This is a genomic window from Xanthomonas sp. LMG 12459 (assembly GCF_009192905.1).
Classification (GTDB): Bacteria; Pseudomonadota; Gammaproteobacteria; order Xanthomonadales; family Xanthomonadaceae; genus Xanthomonas_A; species Xanthomonas_A sontii.
In genome coordinates, this window is sequence record NZ_NSGT01000002.1 from 73,032 (window position 1) to 92,167 (window position 19,136).

Genomic DNA, 19,136 nt, shown 5'->3' on the forward strand with positions numbered 1-19,136 from the left:
TGGAGCTTGCCGATGCCATCGCTGCCGCGCCTCGCCACCCTCGTCCTGTTCGCCTTCGCGCCACTGGCCTGCACCGCCGCACGTGCGCAAGCGGCCGCGACGGACACGCTGGAAAAAGTCGTCATCCTCAAGCGTCACGGCGTACGCGCGGCGATGTCCAGCGCGGAGCAACTGGAGCGTTACTCGGCGCGCCCCTGGCCGCGCTTCGCGGTGCCCGCCGGGTATCTCACCGCGAACGGCGCGGCGCTGGAACGCTTGTTCGGCGCCTACTACCGCGCCCGCTATGCGCCGCTGGGGCTGTTCGCCGGCGACGGCTGCGCGGCCGCGTACTACTGGGCCAACCGCACCCAACGCACCCTCGCCTCGGCGCAGGCGCTGGCCAGCACGCTGACCCCGGGCTGCGCCAATCCGGTGCACAGCGTCGCCGACGATGCCTCCGATCCGCTGTTCGACGGCACGCCCGCGTTGCGCACTCCCGCCGCAGTGGCGCAGATGCGCGCGGCCATCGCCGGCCGCATCGGCGGCGATGCGCAGGCCTGGAACGCGGCCCAGGCCGATGCCATCGACAGCCTGCAGCAACTGCTGCTGCAGTGCGCGCAACGGCCCTGCCCGGCCGACGCCGGCAGCGGCAAGCTGCGCCTGGATGCGGTGCCGGCGCGGCTAGGCGATGCCGAGGACGCGATCCCCGGCATCGAAGGCCCGGCCTCGACTGCTTCCGGCCTCAGCGAAAGCCTGCTGATGGCCTGGGCCGACGGCCAGGACTTCGCCGCGCTGGGCTGGCGCGGCGTCGACGAGGCCAGCCTGCTGCGCGCCTTCGCCCCGCACCAGGCCGAGTTCGCGCTGCGCCTGCGCGCGCCGGCGGTGGCGCGCATGGCCGCCTCGCCGCTGGCCGCGCGGCTGCTGGCGACGCTGCTGGACGGCAGCGGCCAGGCCACGCGGGCCGAACCGATCGGCGGCGCGGCGCGGCTGGTGGTGCTGTCCGGCCACGACGGCACCTTGACCCTGCTGGCCGGCATGCTCGACCTGCACTGGCAACTGCCCGGCTACCAGCCCGACCAGACCGTGCCCGGCGGCGCGCTGGTGTTCGAGCGCTGGCGCCGCGCCGACGGCGAACGGGTGATCCGCCTGCGCTACACCGCGCAGAGCCTGGCGCAACTGCGCGAACGCCGCGCGCTGACGGTGCAGGCGCCGCCACTGGAGTCGCCCGTGTTCATCCCGCAGTGCAGCCGCGCCGACGCCGCCTACGACTGCCCGCTGCCCGCCTTCGCCGCCGCGGTCGAGGCCGCGCTCGATCCGCAGTTCCTGACCCCATGACGCCACGTGCGCCGGCCCCGGCCGGTCGCGCGGCGGCATCGGTGCCTTCCGGCACCGCCCCTGGCGCTCGCGCCACCCGCTGTTCCTCCCAACCCGCAAGAGGCGATTCATGATCCAGCATCTACGCACCCTCGTGAGCTACGGCATCGGATTGAGCCTGGCCTGCGCCGGCGTGGTCCACGCGCAATCGGACGTCGGCGTGCTCGACGTGCTCACCTACAACGTCGCCGGCCTGCCGCAGGGCATCTCCAGCAGCAACCCGGCCGCCAACACCGCCCAGATCGCACCGAAGCTGGCGCCCTACGGCCTGATCAACGTGCAGGAAGACTTCAACTATCACGCCACCTTGTACGCGGGCGACAAGCACCCCTACCGCACGCCCACCAGCGGCGGCGCGGCGATCGGCGACGGCCTCAACACGCTGAGCAACTACCGTTTCGACGACTTCACCCGCATCAAGTGGGACAAGTGCAACGGCACCGACTGCCTCACCCCCAAGGGCTTCAGCTACATGCGCGTGCGCCTGGACGACGGCGTGCTGCTGGACGTGTACAACGCGCACCCCAATGCCGGCACCGAGAGCGCCGACCTGGCCGCCCGGCGCGCCAACATCAGCCAGCTGTCGCAGTTCATCCAGACCTGGTCGGCGGGCAACGCGGTGCTGGTGATGATGGACTCCAACACCCGCTACACCCGCGCCGACGACAACATCCGTGCGTTGATTTCCGCCAACGGCCTGACCGATACCTGGGTGGAACTGGTCAAGGGCAGTGCCCCGGCCGCCGGCGCCGCGCCGCTGCTGTGCGGCACCCCGCCGACCAACGACTGCGAAGTGGTGGACAAGATCCTGTACCGCGACGCGCCGCAGCTGACCCTGGTCGCCAACCGCTACAAGCTCGACGACGGCAACTTCTACGACAGCGACGGCAAGCCGCTGTCCGACCACTACCCGCTGGCCGCGCAGTTCGGCTGGGCGGTCGGGACCACCGTGCGCACCAGCGACCAGTTCGGCGGCCCGCACGGCACCCCGTTCAACGACATCGCCAAGGGCGCCGAGCAGCGCACCATCGCCAGCGTGACCCTGCGCGGCGCCTCGCGCCTGGACGGCATCGCGCTGGGCCTGGACAACGGCAGCACCCTGGCCCACGGCGGCAGCGGCGGCGACGCGGTCACGCTGCGCCTGGGCAGCAACGAGCGGCTGACCTCGGCCACGCTGAGCGTGGGCCAGTACAACGGCCACACCCGGCTGTTCTCGCTGAGCCTGCGCACCAACCAGGGCCGCAGCCTCAGCGCCGGCACGCCGACCGCCGAGACCTACACGCTCACCGCGCCCAGCGGCTGGCACATCGCCGGCTTCACCGGCCGCGACGGCGACGAGATCGACAAGCTCGGCGTGGTGTACCGCAAGGATTGACGGAACCGCGGGCGCCATCGCGTCTGCGGCACCGCAACGGCAACGGCGCGCGTGGCGACGCGCGCCGTTCGCCTTACCGAAGAAGAGGCGCCGGCTGCGACCTGCGGCCGGTCGCGCGCATCGACGTGCAGCGAGCGGATGCATTGCCGCTGACGATGCTGATCGGAAATCTCCACACCAGGCCGCGCGATGCGGCCACGCGTCTACGTGGGCCGCACTCGCGCGCGCACCACCGCATCGCGATTCGAAGCGACGCAGTACACGGGGACGACGCGCCGCTGCCCGCCGACGCCGCAGCCTATTCGCTCGCCGCTTCCAGCGCCTGCGCCAGGCGCTCCACCGCGATCACCTCCATGCCCTTGACCGTACCGGTCTTGGGCGCATTGGCCTTGGGCACGATGGCGCGCTTGAAGCCGTGCGTGGCGGCCTCGCGCAGCCGGTCCTCGCCATTGGGCACCGGGCGGATCTCGCCGGACAGGCCGACCTCGCCGAAGGCGATGGTCTTTTCCGCCAACGGCCGATCGCGCAGCGACGACAGCACCGCCAGCAGCACCGGCAGGTCGGCCGCGGTCTCCTGCACGCGGATGCCGCCGACCACGTTGACGAACACGTCCTGGTCGCCGACCACGATGCCGCCATGGCGGTGCAGCACCGCCAGCAGCATCGCCAGCCGGTTCTGTTCCAGGCCCACCGCCACGCGCCGCGGATTGGACAGCGGCGAGGCATCGACCAGGGCCTGCACTTCCACCATCAGCGGCCGCGTGCCCTCGCGGGTGACCATCACGCAACTGCCGGGCTGGTGCGCGCTGCCGCCGGACAGGAAGATCGCCGACGGATTGGAGACTTCCTTCAGCCCCTTCTCGCCCATCGCGAACACGCCCAGTTCGTTGACCGCGCCGAAGCGGTTCTTGAACGCGCGCAGCAGGCGGAAGCGGCTGCCGCTCTCGCCCTCGAAGTACAGCACCGCATCGACCATGTGCTCGAGCACGCGCGGGCCGGCGATGCCGCCCTCCTTGGTGACGTGGCCGACCAGGAACACCGCGGTGCCGGTCTCCTTGGCGTAGCGCACCAGGCGCGCCGCGCTCTCGCGCACCTGGCTGACCGAACCCGGCGCGGCGGTCAGCGCCTCGGTCCACAGGGTCTGCACCGAGTCGGCGACGATCAGCTTGGGCCGCGCCGCGCTGGCGTGCTGCAGGATGTGCTCGATGCCGGTCTCGGCCAGCGCGTTGAGGCCGTCCAGCGGCAGGTCCAGGCGCACCGCGCGGCCGGCGACCTGGCCCAGCGATTCCTCGCCGGTCACGTACAGCACCGGCAGCGTGCCGGCCATCTTCGCCAGCGCCTGCAGCAGCAGGGTCGACTTGCCGATGCCGGGGTCGCCGCCGATCAGCACCACCGCGCCCTCGACCAGGCCGCCGCCGAGCACCCGGTCGAACTCGCCGATGCCGGTGGACACGCGCGCCTGGTCGCGGTGCTCCACGTCCTTGAGCGCGGTGATCTTCGGCGTCTCGGCCTTGCCGGCCCAGCCGCTGCGCCGCGCCGCGGCCGGCGCCTTGGCCGTGGCCGCGCTCTCCAGCACGATCTCGCTCAGCGAGTTCCAGGCACCGCATTCGGTGCACTGGCCCTGCCACTTGTTGTACTCGGCGCCGCACTCGCCGCAGACATAGGCCGTTTTCGCTTTCGCCATCTGCTTCTGGTCCGCTCAGACAATGCATCAGCATAGTGGCTGGCGGTCTCAGCGTCCGCGACGCGGCGCCAGGTGCCGCATCGCACTCGCTTCCCCAGCCGGTAACGCGGCGCCGGGAAGGCGTCGCGCACTCGGCAGCGACGACGATGTACGGCGGACGCTGCTGCGTTTCCCCGCGACTGATGACCCAAATCGCCCGCGCACGGCCGCCAGGCGGCAGCAGGAGGCAGCCTGTGGCGCCGACGTCGGGTCAGACCGATTCTGCCCGGGACGATGTCCTCTTCGCTTGTCGCGGCAGGGAGGCCGTCAGCGCGCCTTCAAGGCAGCAAGCAGGTGTTGCGCCTGCTCCCGTCGCCTAATGCGCACGAAGCGAATATGCGCGTACTGCGGGTTGTGCAGATCGGCCTGGTAGCGCGCGCGGTTGCTGCGCCAGGTCTTGAGCATCCAGATGATGATGGACTCCCGGCTAAAGAACGCGCGGCGAAAACTCTCGCGATTTCCCGTACCGGGCCACAGCTCCTGTTTGTGCCAGGCCCGTTTGAACGCTCTGGCGACAGCCTGGAACAGCGTGCGCAAAAATCCATAGTCCACCCACACCACCAGGTCCACGTCGCGCCATTTCACGGGGCGCGTCCGGTTGTAGTTGCCATCCAGCACCCAGTCGGCAGAGGCGGCTAAGGCACGCTCCAGTTCTTTCAGGAACACATCGTCCGGGGTCCCCTGCCAGTCCGGGCGCCAGTAGAGTCTGTCCATTTCGACATAGGGAATCGCAAGTTCCTTGGCGATCAGCCTGGCGAGTGTGCTTTTCCCGCTTGCGCTGGTGCCGACCACATTGATTTTCACCGCCTGACCTCGTCCTCGCAAAGAAGATCGGCCACCTCGGCCGCTCCCGCACGGTGCTGCGCTCGCTGCAGGAACGGCTTCGCATGGACTGCGCCATCGGTGGCGACCAAACAATGAGCATCGTGCGCGCAAGCGCCGCAAGCGACACGCGCCAGTACGACGACGCCGTCGCCGCACCGCGCACCGGCACACCAAAGCGCCGGGCGGCGATCGCGCTCGCCGCCCTCAACGCGCCTTGTACAACTCGCTCAGGCGATCCGGCGTGCCGGCGATGCGCTCCAGGTGCGGATACTGCAGGCCGCCGTAGTAGGCGATGCGCACGGTGTCGTAGCGGTCGCCGCGCTTGACCAGCAGTTCGATCGGCGTGCTGCCGCCCTTGGCCGCGGTGACCGCGTCCTTGAGCGCCTCGGCGCTGTACTCGCGGCCGCCGACTGCGACCACGCGGTTGCCGGCGATGATGCCGGCATTGAACGTCGGGCTGTCCCACAGCACGGATTGCACCCGGCCCTGCTCGTCCAGGCTCAGGCCCAGCGAGTAGCTCAGGTCCAGGCTCTTGTTGCGCACCTCGGAGGTCTTGCTGGCCGCGTTCGGCTGATCGGTATAGACCAGCTTCCAGCCGCTGGCCTCGATCCCGCCGACCAGCGACCCGTGCGCATCGAGACGGCTGCGCAGCAGGCTCGCCCAGTCGTACTTGGCGATCCCATCGAGCGTGGCGACGATGTCGTCGAAGGTGTAGGTGTTCACGTCCCAGGCGCCGTCGTGCATGCCGAAGAACGCCTTGGCGAAATCGTCCAGCGAGCGCTTGCCGCCGCTGAGCTCGCGCAGCTTGGCGTTGACCTCCAGCCAGACCATCTGCCCGCCGGAATAGTAGTCCTCGCTCAACTGGTAGCTGCGGTAGGCGCGCGGCCGGCGCATCGACATGGTCGGGTCGTTGGTGGTGTCCTGCAGCGCGCGCCAGGCCAGGCCGGGACGGCCGCGCTGGTAGACCGCGGCGACGTTGGCCAGCATGTCGCGGGCCTGGTCCTGGGTCCACAGCCCTGCGCGCGCGGCGATCACCTCGCCCCAGAACTGGGTCTGGCCCTCGTACAGCCACAGCAGGCTGTCGCCCATCGGCACGTTGAAGTTGGGCGTGGCCAGGTCGGCGCCGCGCCGGTACTTGCCGTTCCAGGAGTGGTTGAACTCGTGCGCGAGCAGGTCGCGCATCTCCCAGCTCTTGTCCCACTCGGTGAAGTAGTCGAGCGGGCCACTGTTCTCGCTGGAGCGATGATGCTCCAGGCCGATGCCACCGAGCTTGTCGGTCAACGCCAGCAGGAACTCGTAGTGGTCGAAGTGACGCGCGCCGTACAGCTTGTCCATCTGCTGCACCAGGGCCACGTGCGCCTTGACCTGCTCGGGCTTGGCCTCCAGCGACTTGGGCTTGTCGGCGAACACGTTCAGCGCCACCGGCGCCTTGCCCTTGTCGTCCAGCACGATGCGCTTGTAGTACTTGCCGGCGAACATCGGCGAATCGACCAGGTCGTCGAAATCGATCGGCTTGAACGTCACCGTATCGCCGCTGCGCGTGGCGGTCTCCAGCGCGGTGGCGTAGCTCCAGCCAGCCGGCAGGGTCACGCTGGCCTGCGCCTTGATGTTGCGCGCGTACACCCCGGCCGGATACAGCGCGGTGGTGTTCCACTGCAGGTTGAGCATCTCCGGGGTCATCATCACCCGGCCCTGGCCGTCGCCCTGCGAGGACAGGAACTGGTACTCGGCGACGATCTCGCTGACGCCGGCGGGCACGTCGATCTTGAACGCATAGACGTCGAACTGGTCGCGCGTCCACTGCAACACCTTGCCGTTGGCCTTGATCGTCAGCCCGGCGAGCTTGTCGATCGGACCGGTCGGCGAATGGTTGCCGGGGATCCACTGCGGATACAGCAGGGTCATCGGCCCCGGCGTGGCCGGGATTGTGCTGCGCACGCGGAAGATACGGTGCGCCAGATCGGTGGCATCGACATCGATCTTCAACGTACCGGCGAAGGGCACGTCGCGCGGCGGTGCGGTCTGCGCCGTGGCCTGGAACGCGACAGTGGCGGCCAGCAGCAACGGCGCCATCCAGGCGGTGGACTTGTTCATGGGATCTCCAGGGGGCGAACGACAGCGGACAGGCAAACTCCCATGCTATGCCTGCGCCGCCGCCGCGTGCCATGCCATAGGTCATGCCCGCGGCGATCGCCGCGCACGGCGCCTGCCGCATTGGCCGAAGCCCTCAGCGCCTGGCCAGTTGGCTGCGCCGCTGGACGATGCGCGAGACCAGGCCGTAGTCCATCGCCTCCTGCGCCGACATCCAGCAGTCGCGCTCGATGTCGGTCTCCACGCGCTCCAGCGGCTGGCCGGTCTCGCGGGCAATGACCTTGGCGATGCGGGCGCGCGCCTTGAGGATCTCGCTGGCCTGGATGGCGATGTCGCTGGCCGGGCCGCCGGCGCCGCCGCTGGGCTGATGGATCAGGAACCGGGTCTGCGGCAGGCACACCCGGCGCTCGCGCGGCACGCCCAGGAACACGTGCGTGGCCGCGCTGCCGACCCAACCCGAGCCGATCATGTCGACCGGTGCGGAAATGAAGCGCAGCGCATCGTGGATGGCGTCGCCGGATTCCAGATGCCCGCCCGGCGAGGACACGATCATCGCGATCGGCGCATCGGACTCGGCATCCAGCGCCAGCAGATGGCGTACCGTCTGGTAGGCGCTGGCGTCGGTGATGGTGCCGAACAGCAGCAGGGTCCGCGCGCGGAACGCCTTTTCCTCGAGGAAGGCGGCGGACGGCGACTGCGCGGAGGGCGCGGCGGGGGACGTTTCGTCGGAACGCAGCATCGGCCTGTCTCCATGTATGGTGGGTGTCCCTCCCAACGAACGACGGGGCCGCGACGTGACATCTCCGACCGACACGCCCACGCCGGCCGACGGCGAGGCGCTGCGCCGCCAGTTGCTGGCCCTGGCGCACCGCTGGCTCGGCCAGGGCCAGGACGCCGAGGACCTGGTGCAGGAGACCTATCTGCGTGCCGCCCAGGGGCCGTTGCCGGCGAATGGCGGCGACGCATGGATGACCACGGTGCTGCGGCACCTGTGCATCGACCGCCTGCGCCGCCGCGCCCGCTACCGCAGCGTGCTGGAACGCGCCGCACAGGATCCGGCGCTGCTGGAGGCCGGGCCGACGCAAGAACCGGCGCAGCACGCCCTGCACCGCGACGCGGTCGCACAGGCGCTGGCCCACCTGGTGCGCACCCTGCCGCCCGGCGACGTGGCCCTGGTGCTGCTCGCCGAAGCGTTCGACTTTCGCCACGCCGAGCTGGCGGCGCTGTCGGCACGCAGCGAAAGCGCCTCGCGCCAGCACTTGCGTCGCCTGTTGCAGCGCGTGCGCGTCGCACCGCCAGAAACGCCGGCGCGGCCCGTCGCCGCCCCACGCGAGGACGAAGGCTGCCTGCTTGCGCTATGCCACCACGCGCTGCTGCATGGCGACCCGGCCGGCCTGGTCGCCACCTTGCGCGCGGCACGGCCGCAGACCCTGTTGGCCAGCGCCTTCCCGGCAACGGCGGCGGCGCCCACCCACGCGGCACCCGGTATCGCGCCGGTCTACGCCCAGCCGCTGCAGCAACATGGGCAACTGGGCCTGTTGATCCGCAACAGCGACGGCGTGGCGACCTGGCTGCCGTTGTGCGAACTCACCGACGCGCCTTGCATGGCGTGAGCGGGACCACCCCGGCGCGCCGGTTGCACCGGCGCCGCCGCTTCAGTACCTGCGAACGGGAAAACGCCCGGAGAATCCATCGAACACGGCACGCTCCACGTCGAGACGCTGCCGAAACTCCGCCGAATCGGTCATTCCGAAGCCGAGCTCATCGGCCTGCCCCGCCGCGAGGCCGGCGAAGATGGCGTCGCAGAAGTCGTCCAGGTCCGCGCCATGGGCCATGCCCGGGCCCGCCAGCGCGGTGCGGACCGCGGGCGGAATGATCTCGACGACCCTGACCGGCGTCGCGGCAAGCGCGAAGCGGAGATTGCGCGTATAGCTGTGGAGCGCGGCCTTGCAGGCGCTGTAGACCGGGGCGAACGGCTGCGGAACGAAGGCGCCGCCTGAGGAGACATTGGCGATCAGTGCAGGCTCGCCATGCTGCAGCAACAGCGGGACCAGCAAATGGTTCAGATGCACGACGGCAGCGAACAGGATGTCGATCTCGCGCTGGCGCTCGGCCCAGGGCGCCTGGTCGTCGGCGAGCGCGACACGCCGCTGGATGCCGGCGTTGTTGACGACCACGCGCAGCCCGGGATGCCGCGCTCGCAGGTACTGCGCCAGTCGCTCGCGCTCTTCGGCGACCCCGATGTCGTTGACCAGGGTCTGCAGACCGGGCGCGGCCTGGGCCGCGCGGTCGAGCTTGCCTGCATCGCGGCCTGTGACCAGCACGTTTGCGCCCGCGGCCAGAAAGCGCCGCGCGAGGCCGAACCCGATACCGTCGCTGCCACCGGTCATCACCACATCCACACCTGCGAACGTCATTGCAGACATCGCCATCGCCTCCAGGAAGCGCGTGTCCGCTCGGCTGGCATCGCACGCCTGCCAGCGGCCACGCAAAGGTTGTCACGTCAACCTAGAAGTACGCTCTTCGGGTTGCCATGTCAACCAGCGCCGCCTATGGTGACCGCATGAAACACGCACGACTCTCCGCAGGCGAACTGGCGATCTGGCACGCCTTCAAGCAGATGGGCCAGACGGTGATGGCCGCCGTCGAAAAGGACCTGGCCGACCACGCCGGCCTGACCGGCAGCGACTTCGGCGTGCTGTCGCGGCTGGTGGACCTGGGCAAGGGCGAGCTGCGCCAGCAGGCGCTCGCCGATTCCATGGGGTGGCACAAGAGCCGGCTGTCGCATCAGCTCACGCGCATGCAGACGCGCGGCCTGGTCCGCCGCAGCGACGCCGAACCGCGCGTGGTGACGGTGGCCATCACCGCCCTGGGCCGGGAGAAGATCGCCGCGGCGCGGCCGATCCACGCCGCCGCGGTCAGAACCTGGCTGCTCGACCGCCTCAGCGCGGAAGACGCGCAGGTCCTGCTGAAACTCTCCGCGACGCTCGGCTCGGACCGCAGCTGACGGCGGCGCGCCCATCGGCCATCTGCAACTTCCAGGGCGGCCGCACCGGACCGTAGAACGCAAAAGGCCGCCCGGAGGCGGCCTTCGCGAACCTGCGGCGGTGCCGCCCTCAATGCATCATGTTGACGTTGAGGTTGTGCATCACCCACAGCGAGCCGACCACCACGATGCCGATGATCAGCAGCGAGAACAGGCCCACGTGCACGTTGGAGCGCTGTTCGGCCGAACGGTCCATGTGCAGGAAGTAGATCAGGTGCACCAGCATCTGCACCGCGGCCAGCACCGCGATGACGATGACGGTGACGCCGCGCGGGAACGCCCCGCTCATCACCATGCCGAACGGGATCACGGTCAGGATCACCGCCAGCACGAAGCCGACCAGGTAGGACTTCAGGCCGCCGCCGTGGCCGTGCTCGGCGTGCGTGTCGGAGGAATGATGGTTGGCCATTACAGCGCTCCCAGCAGGTAGACGATGGTGAACACGCCGATCCAGATCACGTCCAGGAAGTGCCAGAACAGGCTCAGGCACGCCAGGCGGGTCATGTTGCGCGGGGTCAGGCCGTTCTTCGCGATCTGGATCACCAGCACGGTCATCCACAGCAGGCCCGAGGCCACGTGCAGACCATGGGTGCCGACCAGGGTGAAGAAGGCCGACAGGAACGCACTGCGGCCGGGGCCGGCGCCCTCCTCGATCAGGTGGTGGAACTCGTAGAGCTCCATGCCCAGGAAGCCCAGGCCCAGCGCGGCGGTGACCGCCAGCCAGCCGTACAGGCCGCCCATGCTGCGCTTGTTCGCCGAGATCATCGCCAGGCCGAAGCCCAGGCTGCTGAACAGCAGCAGGAAGGTTTCCACCAGCACGAACTTCAGGTCGAACAGTTCCTTGGCGGTCGGGCCGTCCACCGTCGCGCCGGCCAGCACCGCATAGGTGGCGAACAGGCCGGCGAAGATGAGGCAGTCGCTCATCAGGTAGACCCAGAACCCGAAGACGGTGTTGCCGCCCGCGTCGTGGTGTTCGTGGTCGTGGTCGTGGCCGCCCGCGTGGGCGGCGTGGGAATCGAGCGTCGTGGAAGCCATGGTTCAGACCGCCTTTGCGGCGTTGGCCGCGTGTTGCTGTTCCAGCAGGGCGAAGCGCGCGTTCTCGATGCGCTCCACTTCCTCCGCCGGGACCCAGTAATCGATGTCGTCATCGAAGGTGCGCGCGATGAAGCTGCCGATCATGCCGACCAGACCGATCGCCGCCATCCACCAGATGTGCCAGGTCAGACCGAAGCCCAGGACGATGCTGAAGGCGCCGATCCAGAAGCCCGCCGCCGTGTTGCGCGGCATGTGGATCGGTTCGTACTTGGCCGGACGCGGCCAGCCCTTGCCCTTGAGCTTGTCTTCCCAGAACTGGTCGCGGTCGTCGATGTGCGGCAGCACCGCGAAGTTGTAGAACGGCGGCGGCGAGGAGGTCGCCCACTCCAGGGTGCGGCCATCCCACGGGTCGCCGGTCAGGTCCATGTTCTCCTTGCGCTTCCAGATGCTGTAGCCGATCTGCACCAGGTTCAGGAAGATGCCGGTACCGATGATCGCCGCACCCACCGCGGCCACCATCAGCCACGGCGCCCACTCCGGATGGTTGTAGCTGTTCATGCGCCGGGTCATGCCCATGAAGCCGAGCACGTACAGCGGCATGAAGGCGATGAAGAAGCCGATGATCCAGCACCAGAACGAGGCCTTGCCCAGCTTCTCGTTGAGCTTGAAGCCGAACGCCTTCGGGAACCAGTAGGTCAGGCCCGCCAGGTAGCCGAACACCACGCCGCCGATGATCACGTTATGGAAGTGCGCGATCAGGAACAGGCTGTTGTGCAGCACGAAGTCCACCGCCGGGATCGCCAGCATCACGCCGGTCATGCCGCCGATGACGAAGGTGATGATGAAGCCGATGGTCCACAGCACCGGTGCGGTCATGTGCACGCGGCCGCGGAACATGGTGAACAGCCAGTTGAAGATCTTCACGCCGGTGGGGATCGAGATGATCATCGTCGTGATGCCGAAGAAGGCATTGACGTTGGCGCCCGAGCCCATGGTGAAGAAGTGGTGCAGCCACACGATGAACGACAGCACGCCGATGCACGAGGTCGCGTACACCATCGAGGTGTAGCCGAACAGGCGCTTGCGGCTGAAGGTGGCGATCAGCTCGGAGAAGATGCCGAACGCCGGCAGGATCAGGATGTAGACCTCCGGGTGGCCCCAGATCCAGATCAGGTTGACGTACATCATGGCGTTGCCGCCACCGTCGTTGGTGAAGAAGTGCGTGCCCAGGTAGCGGTCCGCACCCAGCAGCGCCAGCGCCACGGTCAGGATCGGGAACGCGGCGATGATCAGGATGTTGGTGATCAGCGCGGTCCAGGTGAAGATCGGCATGCGCATCAGGGTCATGCCCGGCGCGCGCATGCGCATGATCGTCACGAAGAAGTTGATGCCGGTGAGCAATGTGCCCAGGCCCGATATCTGCAACGCCCAGATGTAGTAGTCGACACCGACGCCTGGACTGTATTCCAGCCCGGACAGCGGCGGGTAGGCCAGCCAGCCGGTCTGCGCGAACTCGCCCACGCCCAGGGAGATGTTGACCAGCGCCGCGCCGGCCACGAACAGCCAGAAGCTCAGCGAGTTCAGGAACGGGAACGCCACGTCGCGCGCGCCGATCTGCAGCGGCACGATCAGGTTCAGCAGGCCGGTCATGAACGGCATGGCCATGAAGAAGATCATGATCACGCCGTGCGCGGTGAAGATCTGATCGTAGTGGTGCGGCGGGAAGATGCCTTCGTTGCCGCCGTGCGCGATCGCCTGCTGGGTGCGCATCATCGCCGCATCGGCGAAGCCGCGCAGCAGCATGACCAGCGCCACCACGATGTACATGACACCGATGCGCTTGTGGTCGACCGAGGTGAACCACTCCTTCCAGAGGTAGCCCCACAGCTTGTACTTGGTGACCGCGGCCACCACCAGCAGGCCGAGCAGGCCGGCGCCGCCGAGGGCCGCCATGATGATCGGCTCGTGGTACGGAACCGCCTCGAGCGTGAGTTTGCCTAGCATCACTTGTCTCCAGAAGTGCACATGGCGACCGGCTCAGCAGCCGATGCCGGATGAGCGTCGTGGCCTTCCATCTTGTGGCCCTTGCCCATCATGTATTTGTCGATCAACGACTTGAACAGGCCGTCCTGCACCGAGGCGTAGTACGTCACCGGGTAGGCGGCCTTGTCGTTGCGGTTGGCCGCCAGCACCTGGAACTCGGCCTGGTCCAGGGTCTTCTGCGAGGCCTTGACCTTGGCCACCCACGCGTCGAAACCGGCGCGGTCGGTGGCATGCGCGGCGAAGCCCATCTTCGAGAAGCCGTGGCCGCTGTAGTTGGCCGACAGGCCGAACATCTCGCCCGGCTCGTTGGCGATCAGGTGCAGCTTGGTCTCCATGCCGGCCATCGCGTAGATCTGCGTGCCCAGGTGCGGGATGAAGAACGAGTTCATCACCGTGTCGGAGGTGATCTTGAAGTTCAGCGGCGTGTCGACCGGGAACGCGATCTCGTTGACCGTGGCGATGCCCTGCTCCGGGTAGATGAACATCCACTTCCAGTCCAGCGCCACCGCCTCGATGGTGATCGGCTTGACCTTGGAATCCAGCGGCTTGTACGGATCCAGCGCATGCGAGGAGCGCCAGGTCAGCACCGCCAGGACCAGGATGATCATGCACGGGATCGACCACACCACCACCTCGATCGCGGTGGAGTGCGACCAGTTCGGCTCGTAGCGGGCCTTGGTGTTGGACGCGCGGTAGCGCCAGGCGAAGGCCAGGGTCATCACGATGACCGGGATCACCACCAGCAGCATCAGCACCACCGAGGTGATCAGCAGCGTCTTCTCGTCGTGGCCGATCTGACCCTTGGGGTTGAGGATGGCCGAGTTGCAGCCGGCCAACAGCAGTGCGGCCAGCAGCAACAGACCGGAGCGCAGCGAGCGCCGGAGTTGTTTCAACGGAATCATCGAACGATCCAATTGCGTAGGGGATGCGAACCGCGCGGGAGCGTGAGGCGGGGCGCCGTAGAGTGGGCTGTCCCGCGTCCGCCGCGGCATCCGGGCCGGCATGCGCGATCAACGACGCATTTTATGCTGCCGTGCGGCAACTCCGGAAGTCATTGACAAGCCCGGGCGGGCGCCAGGCCGCGTTTTTATGTGCGACACATTGCCGCACCCACCTGCGACACGGCGTCGCAGGCCGCTGCGCGCACGGACCTGCGTCGCACAAAGCGCCACCAAAGCTCCATTGTCAGCACGCAGATCTCGATGCTCCCAAGGAGCAGCAGCCACGGGAAATTGATTGAATGCGATCAGGGTACTGACGCACTGCTAAGACCCAGATTTTAAGGTGATTGTCAAGCAGCGTTCCGTCTGTGCAGGTACTGGACTTGAACTTCGGGAGCACTGAAAAATCCGACTGAACGTATTCAGCAAAAATTTGGCGGACTTGGTTCCGAGCACGATCAATCGTCAACTGTTGGACTGAGTTCTAATTTATGACGCCTCCCGACGATCAGCACCATCCAAGCCTTGCTCAGCGCGCTGCACACAGAATCAGTCCGCGAACTTGATCGCCCTGGTTCGTAGGGCGCTCGTGGGTGGGGCTATGCCGCACGACGATTCGATTAGCATAACCGGCGACCACATTGATCGTGGTCCAAGTGGCGATGAGACTAATTTAGGACAGTTTGCGAGGCGCCAATTAGATGGGGATCGTCCGCAACCAATCTCAACTTTGAATAGGGACTAAGCGCTTCCAGACCAATAGTTGTGAACCAGCGTCACTTGGTTGACCCAGAAGGTAAGCCTTTTGATCTGCTGCCGGGACCCGCTAAAGGCCCCAATTCCCTCAGCAGCTGAGAAAAATCCCTCACCGGGGTTGTTGTCGCCCCCCTTGTGAACCACCAGTGCGGTCAACATTGGACGCCCATTCGCATGCTCGAAGATAACAATGTCGCCAAGTCTGCGTGCAATCTCCTCACGATCTTCTTCTCTGCCCATGTCCAAACTGACCAACGGGGCAACATCCCCATAGGTTGCCAAGGAACGGGATCTCGCAAGCTCAACGAGCTTTTCCCACAAGACTTTATCAACAGACACACTTATCCCCCCGAGTAAGATCCAACGCATCTCATCTGCCTTCCATGTAGGTATCCAAGCCCTTTCGCACAACCGGATGCCACGTAGACGGACTAAAGCCGCGAGAAGATGGATGGCGAATGACTGTGCAAGCGCAATTAACATCCGGAAGCCAATGGCCAACGCCTTTACCAAACACGACCATGTAGTCGGGCTTGAGCATTCCCAGCAGCTGAGGCAAAGCAGATCGCCCAGCCTTCCATTGAGACGTAGTTGGCCGAACATTGTGGGCTGAACCAGGAAACTCCTGTATGAAATTCGCAAACGCTACGCCTTCCCAAAACGCTGACCTTGCAGCCACATCGAAGGTGGGCGCACTTGGCCCCTGAATCGTCTTCTGCACTCGATTGAAGAAGAAGTGCCCACCCTGCTCGACACCTAACTCTTTGACGCGAGAAATGGTGAAGCTAGGCAGATAGTCCTCAGCGACTCCATAGTGAGACTCGCCCAGAAGCAGCAAGCGACACCGCAGGTTCCCGCCTGCCTGATAATCCTCCCCTACCCACGGCTCGAAGTACAACACATCGATTACTCCCAGGACATATCAATCATGCTTGATCATCTCACTACCCACGACTATCAAGTAGCGTGGCGACCCTGTCGCACAGAACAATCGAAGTGAACAAACAAGTATTCGCCCTGCCTCCCCATCCACCCAATCGACCCGAATCTCGTGAAGTGCATCGCTTGGCGGTACATCCTCGTGCCAGCAACCGATCAGCCGGTTAGACAAAAGCTCTTTACCTTTGATGATGTCAAGCAAGAGCGGCGCGAACGAACCGACGCCAAGCTCGGCTATTGCAAAACAGTGTGCAATCTTCGCAAGCATCCTCAAAAACGATTCAGGATGAATAGAAGCGAGATGAATACTGCCCCCTCCTTGGAATTCAGTGAAGAGTCTTGGATCAAAACTCCCCCAAGCCCACAATTGAAACTCAAGCGCCGGAGTATCCTCCACGCCACTGATGATCGTTGGAAGTGGCATAGTGAGTGCGATGTAGACTGCCGGGACACTTTCGACGTCAAATTCTTGCTTGCGCCCCAATGGACGAATCTCTCCGTCCTCCCTATCGGCGAGCCAAAGCCCTATGTGGTCCTTGCGCTCTCTTGGCCTCTTTGTCGGAGCGCCAATAACTTCGCGGAAGATGCGGATGCACTGCTTTGTGTAACGTCCCTCAAAGGCACTTGTCATCACAGCACATTGCCTACAACTTGATTTCGGTAGAACCAGCGCGTCGCCCGAGAGGCTCTCTGGCAAAATGTGCTCGTTCTCTAACTGCTCTGTCGCGCCACAATAGACGCATACGCCAAGAGCGGGATAGTCCTTGGCCTTTGCCGGTCGCCAAATCGCTTTAGCAGGCATACGTCCTGGCCCTCTGATCGCGGATCAACTCTAGCGCTGCCGATTAAATAGTACTGCTGGTGATGCACGCCATAAAGCTCCCCCGAAGCCGAATTGCTGGCAGTTCCTCGGATGCACCTCAAGAACGCGAACCATCCGTGCCAAGCGGCAATGAAGCTGGCAAGCACCTAGTTCGGCGCAAATCCCTTTCCAGTCAATGAGTTCCAACACCACACAAAGAAAAGCCCCGGCCAAGGCCGGGGCTTTTCATGCAATTGGTGCCGGAAACAGGAGTCGAACCTGCGACCTACGCATTACGAATGCGCCGCTCTACCGACTGAGCTATTCCGGCGGAACTGGCAATTCTAGGCGTCGGCCCGGGCCGGGGTCAATCGCTGCCCGGGCCTTCGCGCGCGCGCCGCAATCGGTGGGTTACCCTCCCGCCCCCGTCGTCCCATCCCCCTGCTCATCGTGAAGTTGTTCGCCTGGTTCTGGCTCGCGTTCCTGCTGTTTTTCGCCATCCCCTTCCCCTGCATCCTCTACTTCGCCAGCGACTGGCCACGCGTGCTGGCCCAGCCCAGCACGCCCGCATGGGCTCTGACCCTGCTGGCGCTGTCGCTGGGCCTGTGGCTGCACCTGCTCTACGCCTACCTGGACACGCTGCTGCTCATGCCCGGGCGCGCCCTGCACCGCGTGCGCCAGCTGCTCGCCCACGGCGTGCGCCGCGAGGCGGTGATCGAACGCGCCGCCCCGAGCGGGGTCGAAGTCAAGGGATGGCCGCAGCTGTCGCTGACCCTGGCCTTCGACAACCTGTCCGGCACGCCCATCCGCGACACCGTGTTGATCGTGGACCGCAAGCCGGCGCAACGCCGCTTCGAGAGCGGACGCACCGTGCCGCTGCGGCTGAGCACCACGCCGGGAACCACCCCGAACCTGGTGCTGGAGGACGCCGAGCCGGCTCTGGACCGCGCCAGCCTGTGCCGCCGTGCGGCCGGCGCCGTGCTGCTGGTGGTCCTGGTTGGCGCGGGCTACGTCGTGGCCTGGCGCCTGCAGAACCGCGGGCTGGGCTGGACCTTCCTGACCTTCAACCACCCGCTGCTGATGAGTGCGCTGGTGCTCAACGGCTACGTGTTGGCGCTGCGCGTGATCCTGCGCGTGATCCGCCGCAACGCCACCGACGAGACCTTGAAGTACCGCGGCCTGCGCGCGCGTGCGCGGGTGCTGGACGTGCGCCAGACCGGCACCACCCTCAACGAGCAGCCGCAGGTGGAATTCCGCGTGGCGTTCGAAGACGCGTCGGGCAACCCGCACGAGGCGACGATGCGGCGGTTCGTGTCGCTGCTCGACATCGGACAACTGCCGCGCGAGACGGTGTCGGTGCTGTACGACCCGCAACACCCCACCCGCGCCGACCTGGAGCTGCCATGAAGACGCCGCCCACCCCACTGGTCTTCGCCGGCGTGGTGCTGCTGCTCGGCGGCCTCGCCTTCGCCGGCGGCGCCTGGGACACCATCCGCGCCACCCTGCAGGCGGCGGGCCCAGGGACTGGCCTGCAGGCCCCCTCCAGGCCGCAATCGCTGGCGGCGCCGACCCCGACTGCCCGTGCTGCCGACACCGCGCCGGAACCGACGCCGGCACCGCGCGGCAACCTGCTGTTCGACCCGCAGCGACTGCGCGCGGCGCGACAGGCACTGGCGGCCCTGCCCGATCTGCAGGGCCACGACCTGCGCGTGTTCCATGCCGTGCATTTCTACGACAACCGGATCGGACTCGAACTGCTGGACCCCGCGCAGCCGGACCACGTGGACGAATACAGCTTCCACGACGAGGCCTGGCACAAGGATGCGCCAGTGAATCCGCGCATGTTCGGGCCGTTCCTCAAGCCGGCGACCGACACCGCCGCGCTGCAGGACATCGATTTCGAGGGCGCCTACCGGGTGGCCACGGCCTTGCAGGAACAGGGCGAGGCGCTACAGGCCGAGCCGAAGAAGGTGGATCACGTGTACGTGCTGGTGGGCCGGCGCGGCCGCCTGCGCTGGATGCCCGATGGCGTGGAAGGCGATCGCGTGACCGTGGGCATCGACTTCGATGCGCAGGGGCGGCCGCAGGGCATGCAGCGCCAGTAAGCCGTGGCGCTTGCCACGCGGCAGCACCACATCACGTCATCTCGCAGGAGCGGCTCTTGTCCCCTTTTCGGGGATCAGCCGCGACAGGCTTTACCGGGAACG

17 protein-coding genes and 1 tRNA gene are annotated in these 19,136 nt (G+C 66.6%); 6 read left to right on the plus strand and 12 right to left on the minus strand.

From position 1 onward, the window contains the following. Positions 1 to 12 precede the first annotated feature (12 nt). Positions 13 to 1,314 (plus strand): histidine-type phosphatase, encoded by a 1,302-nt coding sequence (locus CEK65_RS00715; protein WP_152180446.1) that lies wholly within the window; start codon positions 13 to 15, stop codon positions 1,312 to 1,314. Positions 1,315 to 1,423: 109 nt separating this feature from the next. Further along, complete coding sequence (locus CEK65_RS00720) at positions 1,424 to 2,728, plus strand: jacalin-like lectin (protein ID WP_152180447.1); 1,305 nt, start codon at positions 1,424 to 1,426, stop codon at positions 2,726 to 2,728. Positions 2,729 to 3,026: 298 nt separating this feature from the next. On the opposite strand, the gene radA is transcribed toward CEK65_RS00720, so the two are convergent. From radA to CEK65_RS00740, 4 genes are all read right to left on the minus strand, one after another. Further along, on the minus strand, positions 3,027 to 4,412 hold the full coding sequence (gene radA, locus CEK65_RS00725; RefSeq protein ID WP_017914782.1) for a DNA repair protein RadA: 1,386 nt from the start codon (positions 4,410 to 4,412) through the stop codon (positions 3,027 to 3,029). Positions 4,413 to 4,718: 306 nt separating this feature from the next. Then, the gene (locus CEK65_RS00730) at positions 4,719 to 5,255 is read right to left on the minus strand and encodes an adenylate kinase (protein WP_152180448.1); all 537 of its coding nucleotides are present in this window, start codon (positions 5,253 to 5,255) and stop codon (positions 4,719 to 4,721) included. Between the two features lie 225 nt (positions 5,256 to 5,480). Further along, positions 5,481 to 7,349 carry a tetratricopeptide repeat protein gene (locus CEK65_RS00735; protein ID WP_152180464.1) on the minus strand — a complete coding sequence of 623 codons (1,869 nt, stop codon included), beginning with the start codon at positions 7,347 to 7,349 and terminating at the stop codon, positions 5,481 to 5,483. 154 nt (positions 7,350 to 7,503) lie between these two features. Continuing rightward, positions 7,504 to 8,106 (minus strand): ATP-dependent Clp protease proteolytic subunit, encoded by a 603-nt coding sequence (locus CEK65_RS00740; RefSeq protein WP_152180449.1) that lies wholly within the window; start codon positions 8,104 to 8,106, stop codon positions 7,504 to 7,506. Positions 8,107 to 8,161: 55 nt separating this feature from the next. Here CEK65_RS00740 and CEK65_RS00745 point away from each other — a divergent pair, with 55 nt between their 5' ends. Further along, positions 8,162 to 8,980 carry a sigma-70 family RNA polymerase sigma factor gene (locus tag CEK65_RS00745; RefSeq protein WP_152180450.1) on the plus strand — a complete coding sequence of 273 codons (819 nt, stop codon included), beginning with the start codon at positions 8,162 to 8,164 and terminating at the stop codon, positions 8,978 to 8,980. A gap of 42 nt (positions 8,981 to 9,022) precedes the next feature. On the opposite strand, the gene CEK65_RS00750 is transcribed toward CEK65_RS00745, so the two are convergent. Further along, on the minus strand, positions 9,023 to 9,793 hold the full coding sequence (locus tag CEK65_RS00750; RefSeq protein ID WP_226980427.1) for an SDR family NAD(P)-dependent oxidoreductase: 771 nt from the start codon (positions 9,791 to 9,793) through the stop codon (positions 9,023 to 9,025). A 137-nt stretch (positions 9,794 to 9,930) separates the two neighbouring features. Here CEK65_RS00750 and CEK65_RS00755 point away from each other — a divergent pair, with 137 nt between their 5' ends. Beyond that, positions 9,931 to 10,374 carry a MarR family winged helix-turn-helix transcriptional regulator gene (locus CEK65_RS00755; RefSeq protein ID WP_152180451.1) on the plus strand — a complete coding sequence of 148 codons (444 nt, stop codon included), beginning with the start codon at positions 9,931 to 9,933 and terminating at the stop codon, positions 10,372 to 10,374. A gap of 109 nt (positions 10,375 to 10,483) precedes the next feature. On the opposite strand, the gene cyoD is transcribed toward CEK65_RS00755, so the two are convergent. From cyoD to CEK65_RS00790, 7 genes are all read right to left on the minus strand, one after another. Next, a complete protein-coding gene (cyoD, locus tag CEK65_RS00760) occupies positions 10,484 to 10,822 on the minus strand; it encodes a cytochrome o ubiquinol oxidase subunit IV (RefSeq protein WP_010341155.1) in 339 nt (112 codons plus the stop codon). Continuing rightward, positions 10,822 to 11,448 (minus strand): cytochrome o ubiquinol oxidase subunit III, encoded by a 627-nt coding sequence (cyoC, locus tag CEK65_RS00765; RefSeq protein ID WP_017907389.1) that lies wholly within the window; start codon positions 11,446 to 11,448, stop codon positions 10,822 to 10,824. The genes cyoD and cyoC overlap by 1 nt, the downstream gene beginning before the upstream one ends. A 3-nt stretch (positions 11,449 to 11,451) precedes the next feature. Continuing rightward, positions 11,452 to 13,452: a cytochrome o ubiquinol oxidase subunit I gene (cyoB, locus tag CEK65_RS00770; RefSeq protein ID WP_152180452.1), complete on the minus strand. Its 2,001-nt coding sequence runs from the start codon at positions 13,450 to 13,452 to the stop codon at positions 11,452 to 11,454. Beyond that, a complete protein-coding gene (gene cyoA, locus CEK65_RS00775; RefSeq protein WP_010341159.1) occupies positions 13,452 to 14,393 on the minus strand; it encodes a ubiquinol oxidase subunit II in 942 nt (313 codons plus the stop codon). The genes cyoB and cyoA overlap by 1 nt, the downstream gene beginning before the upstream one ends. 780 nt (positions 14,394 to 15,173) lie before the next feature. Beyond that, on the minus strand, positions 15,174 to 15,527 hold the full coding sequence (locus CEK65_RS00780; protein ID WP_152180453.1) for a hypothetical protein: 354 nt from the start codon (positions 15,525 to 15,527) through the stop codon (positions 15,174 to 15,176). A gap of 583 nt (positions 15,528 to 16,110) precedes the next feature. Next, positions 16,111 to 16,929 carry a hypothetical protein gene (locus CEK65_RS00785; RefSeq protein WP_152180454.1) on the minus strand — a complete coding sequence of 273 codons (819 nt, stop codon included), beginning with the start codon at positions 16,927 to 16,929 and terminating at the stop codon, positions 16,111 to 16,113. 255 nt (positions 16,930 to 17,184) lie between these two features. Continuing rightward, positions 17,185 to 17,260: transfer RNA gene (locus CEK65_RS00790), tRNA-Thr, on the minus strand. 119 nt (positions 17,261 to 17,379) lie between these two features. On the opposite strand from CEK65_RS00790, the gene CEK65_RS00795 reads away from it, so the two are divergent. Together CEK65_RS00795 and CEK65_RS00800 are read left to right on the plus strand one after the other, a co-directional pair. Beyond that, positions 17,380 to 18,336 (plus strand): hypothetical protein, encoded by a 957-nt coding sequence (locus CEK65_RS00795; RefSeq protein WP_152180455.1) that lies wholly within the window; start codon positions 17,380 to 17,382, stop codon positions 18,334 to 18,336. Further along, positions 18,333 to 19,034 carry a hypothetical protein gene (locus tag CEK65_RS00800; RefSeq protein ID WP_152180456.1) on the plus strand — a complete coding sequence of 234 codons (702 nt, stop codon included), beginning with the start codon at positions 18,333 to 18,335 and terminating at the stop codon, positions 19,032 to 19,034. The genes CEK65_RS00795 and CEK65_RS00800 overlap by 4 nt, the downstream gene beginning before the upstream one ends. Positions 19,035 to 19,136: the final 102 nt, after the last annotated feature.

Coding starts and splice junctions, on each gene's coding strand:
- CEK65_RS00715 (WP_152180446.1), top strand. CDS start 13: ATGCCATCGCTGCCGCGCCTCGCCACCCTCGTCCTGTTCGCCTTCGCG.
- CEK65_RS00720 (WP_152180447.1), top strand. CDS start 1,424: ATGATCCAGCATCTACGCACCCTCGTGAGCTACGGCATCGGATTGAGC.
- CEK65_RS00785 (WP_152180454.1), bottom strand. CDS start 16,929: ATGCCTGCTAAAGCGATTTGGCGACCGGCAAAGGCCAAGGACTATCCC.
- CEK65_RS00755 (WP_152180451.1), top strand. CDS start 9,931: ATGAAACACGCACGACTCTCCGCAGGCGAACTGGCGATCTGGCACGCC.
- cyoA (WP_010341159.1), bottom strand. CDS start 14,393: ATGATTCCGTTGAAACAACTCCGGCGCTCGCTGCGCTCCGGTCTGTTG.
- CEK65_RS00735 (WP_152180464.1), bottom strand. CDS start 7,349: ATGGCGCCGTTGCTGCTGGCCGCCACTGTCGCGTTCCAGGCCACGGCG.
- cyoB (WP_152180452.1), bottom strand. CDS start 13,452: ATGCTAGGCAAACTCACGCTCGAGGCGGTTCCGTACCACGAGCCGATC.
- CEK65_RS00800 (WP_152180456.1), top strand. CDS start 18,333: ATGAAGACGCCGCCCACCCCACTGGTCTTCGCCGGCGTGGTGCTGCTG.
- CEK65_RS00740 (WP_152180449.1), bottom strand. CDS start 8,106: ATGCTGCGTTCCGACGAAACGTCCCCCGCCGCGCCCTCCGCGCAGTCG.
- radA (WP_017914782.1), bottom strand. CDS start 4,412: ATGGCGAAAGCGAAAACGGCCTATGTCTGCGGCGAGTGCGGCGCCGAG.
- cyoC (WP_017907389.1), bottom strand. CDS start 11,448: ATGGCTTCCACGACGCTCGATTCCCACGCCGCCCACGCGGGCGGCCAC.
- CEK65_RS00750 (WP_226980427.1), bottom strand. CDS start 9,793: ATGTCTGCAATGACGTTCGCAGGTGTGGATGTGGTGATGACCGGTGGC.
- cyoD (WP_010341155.1), bottom strand. CDS start 10,822: ATGGCCAACCATCATTCCTCCGACACGCACGCCGAGCACGGCCACGGC.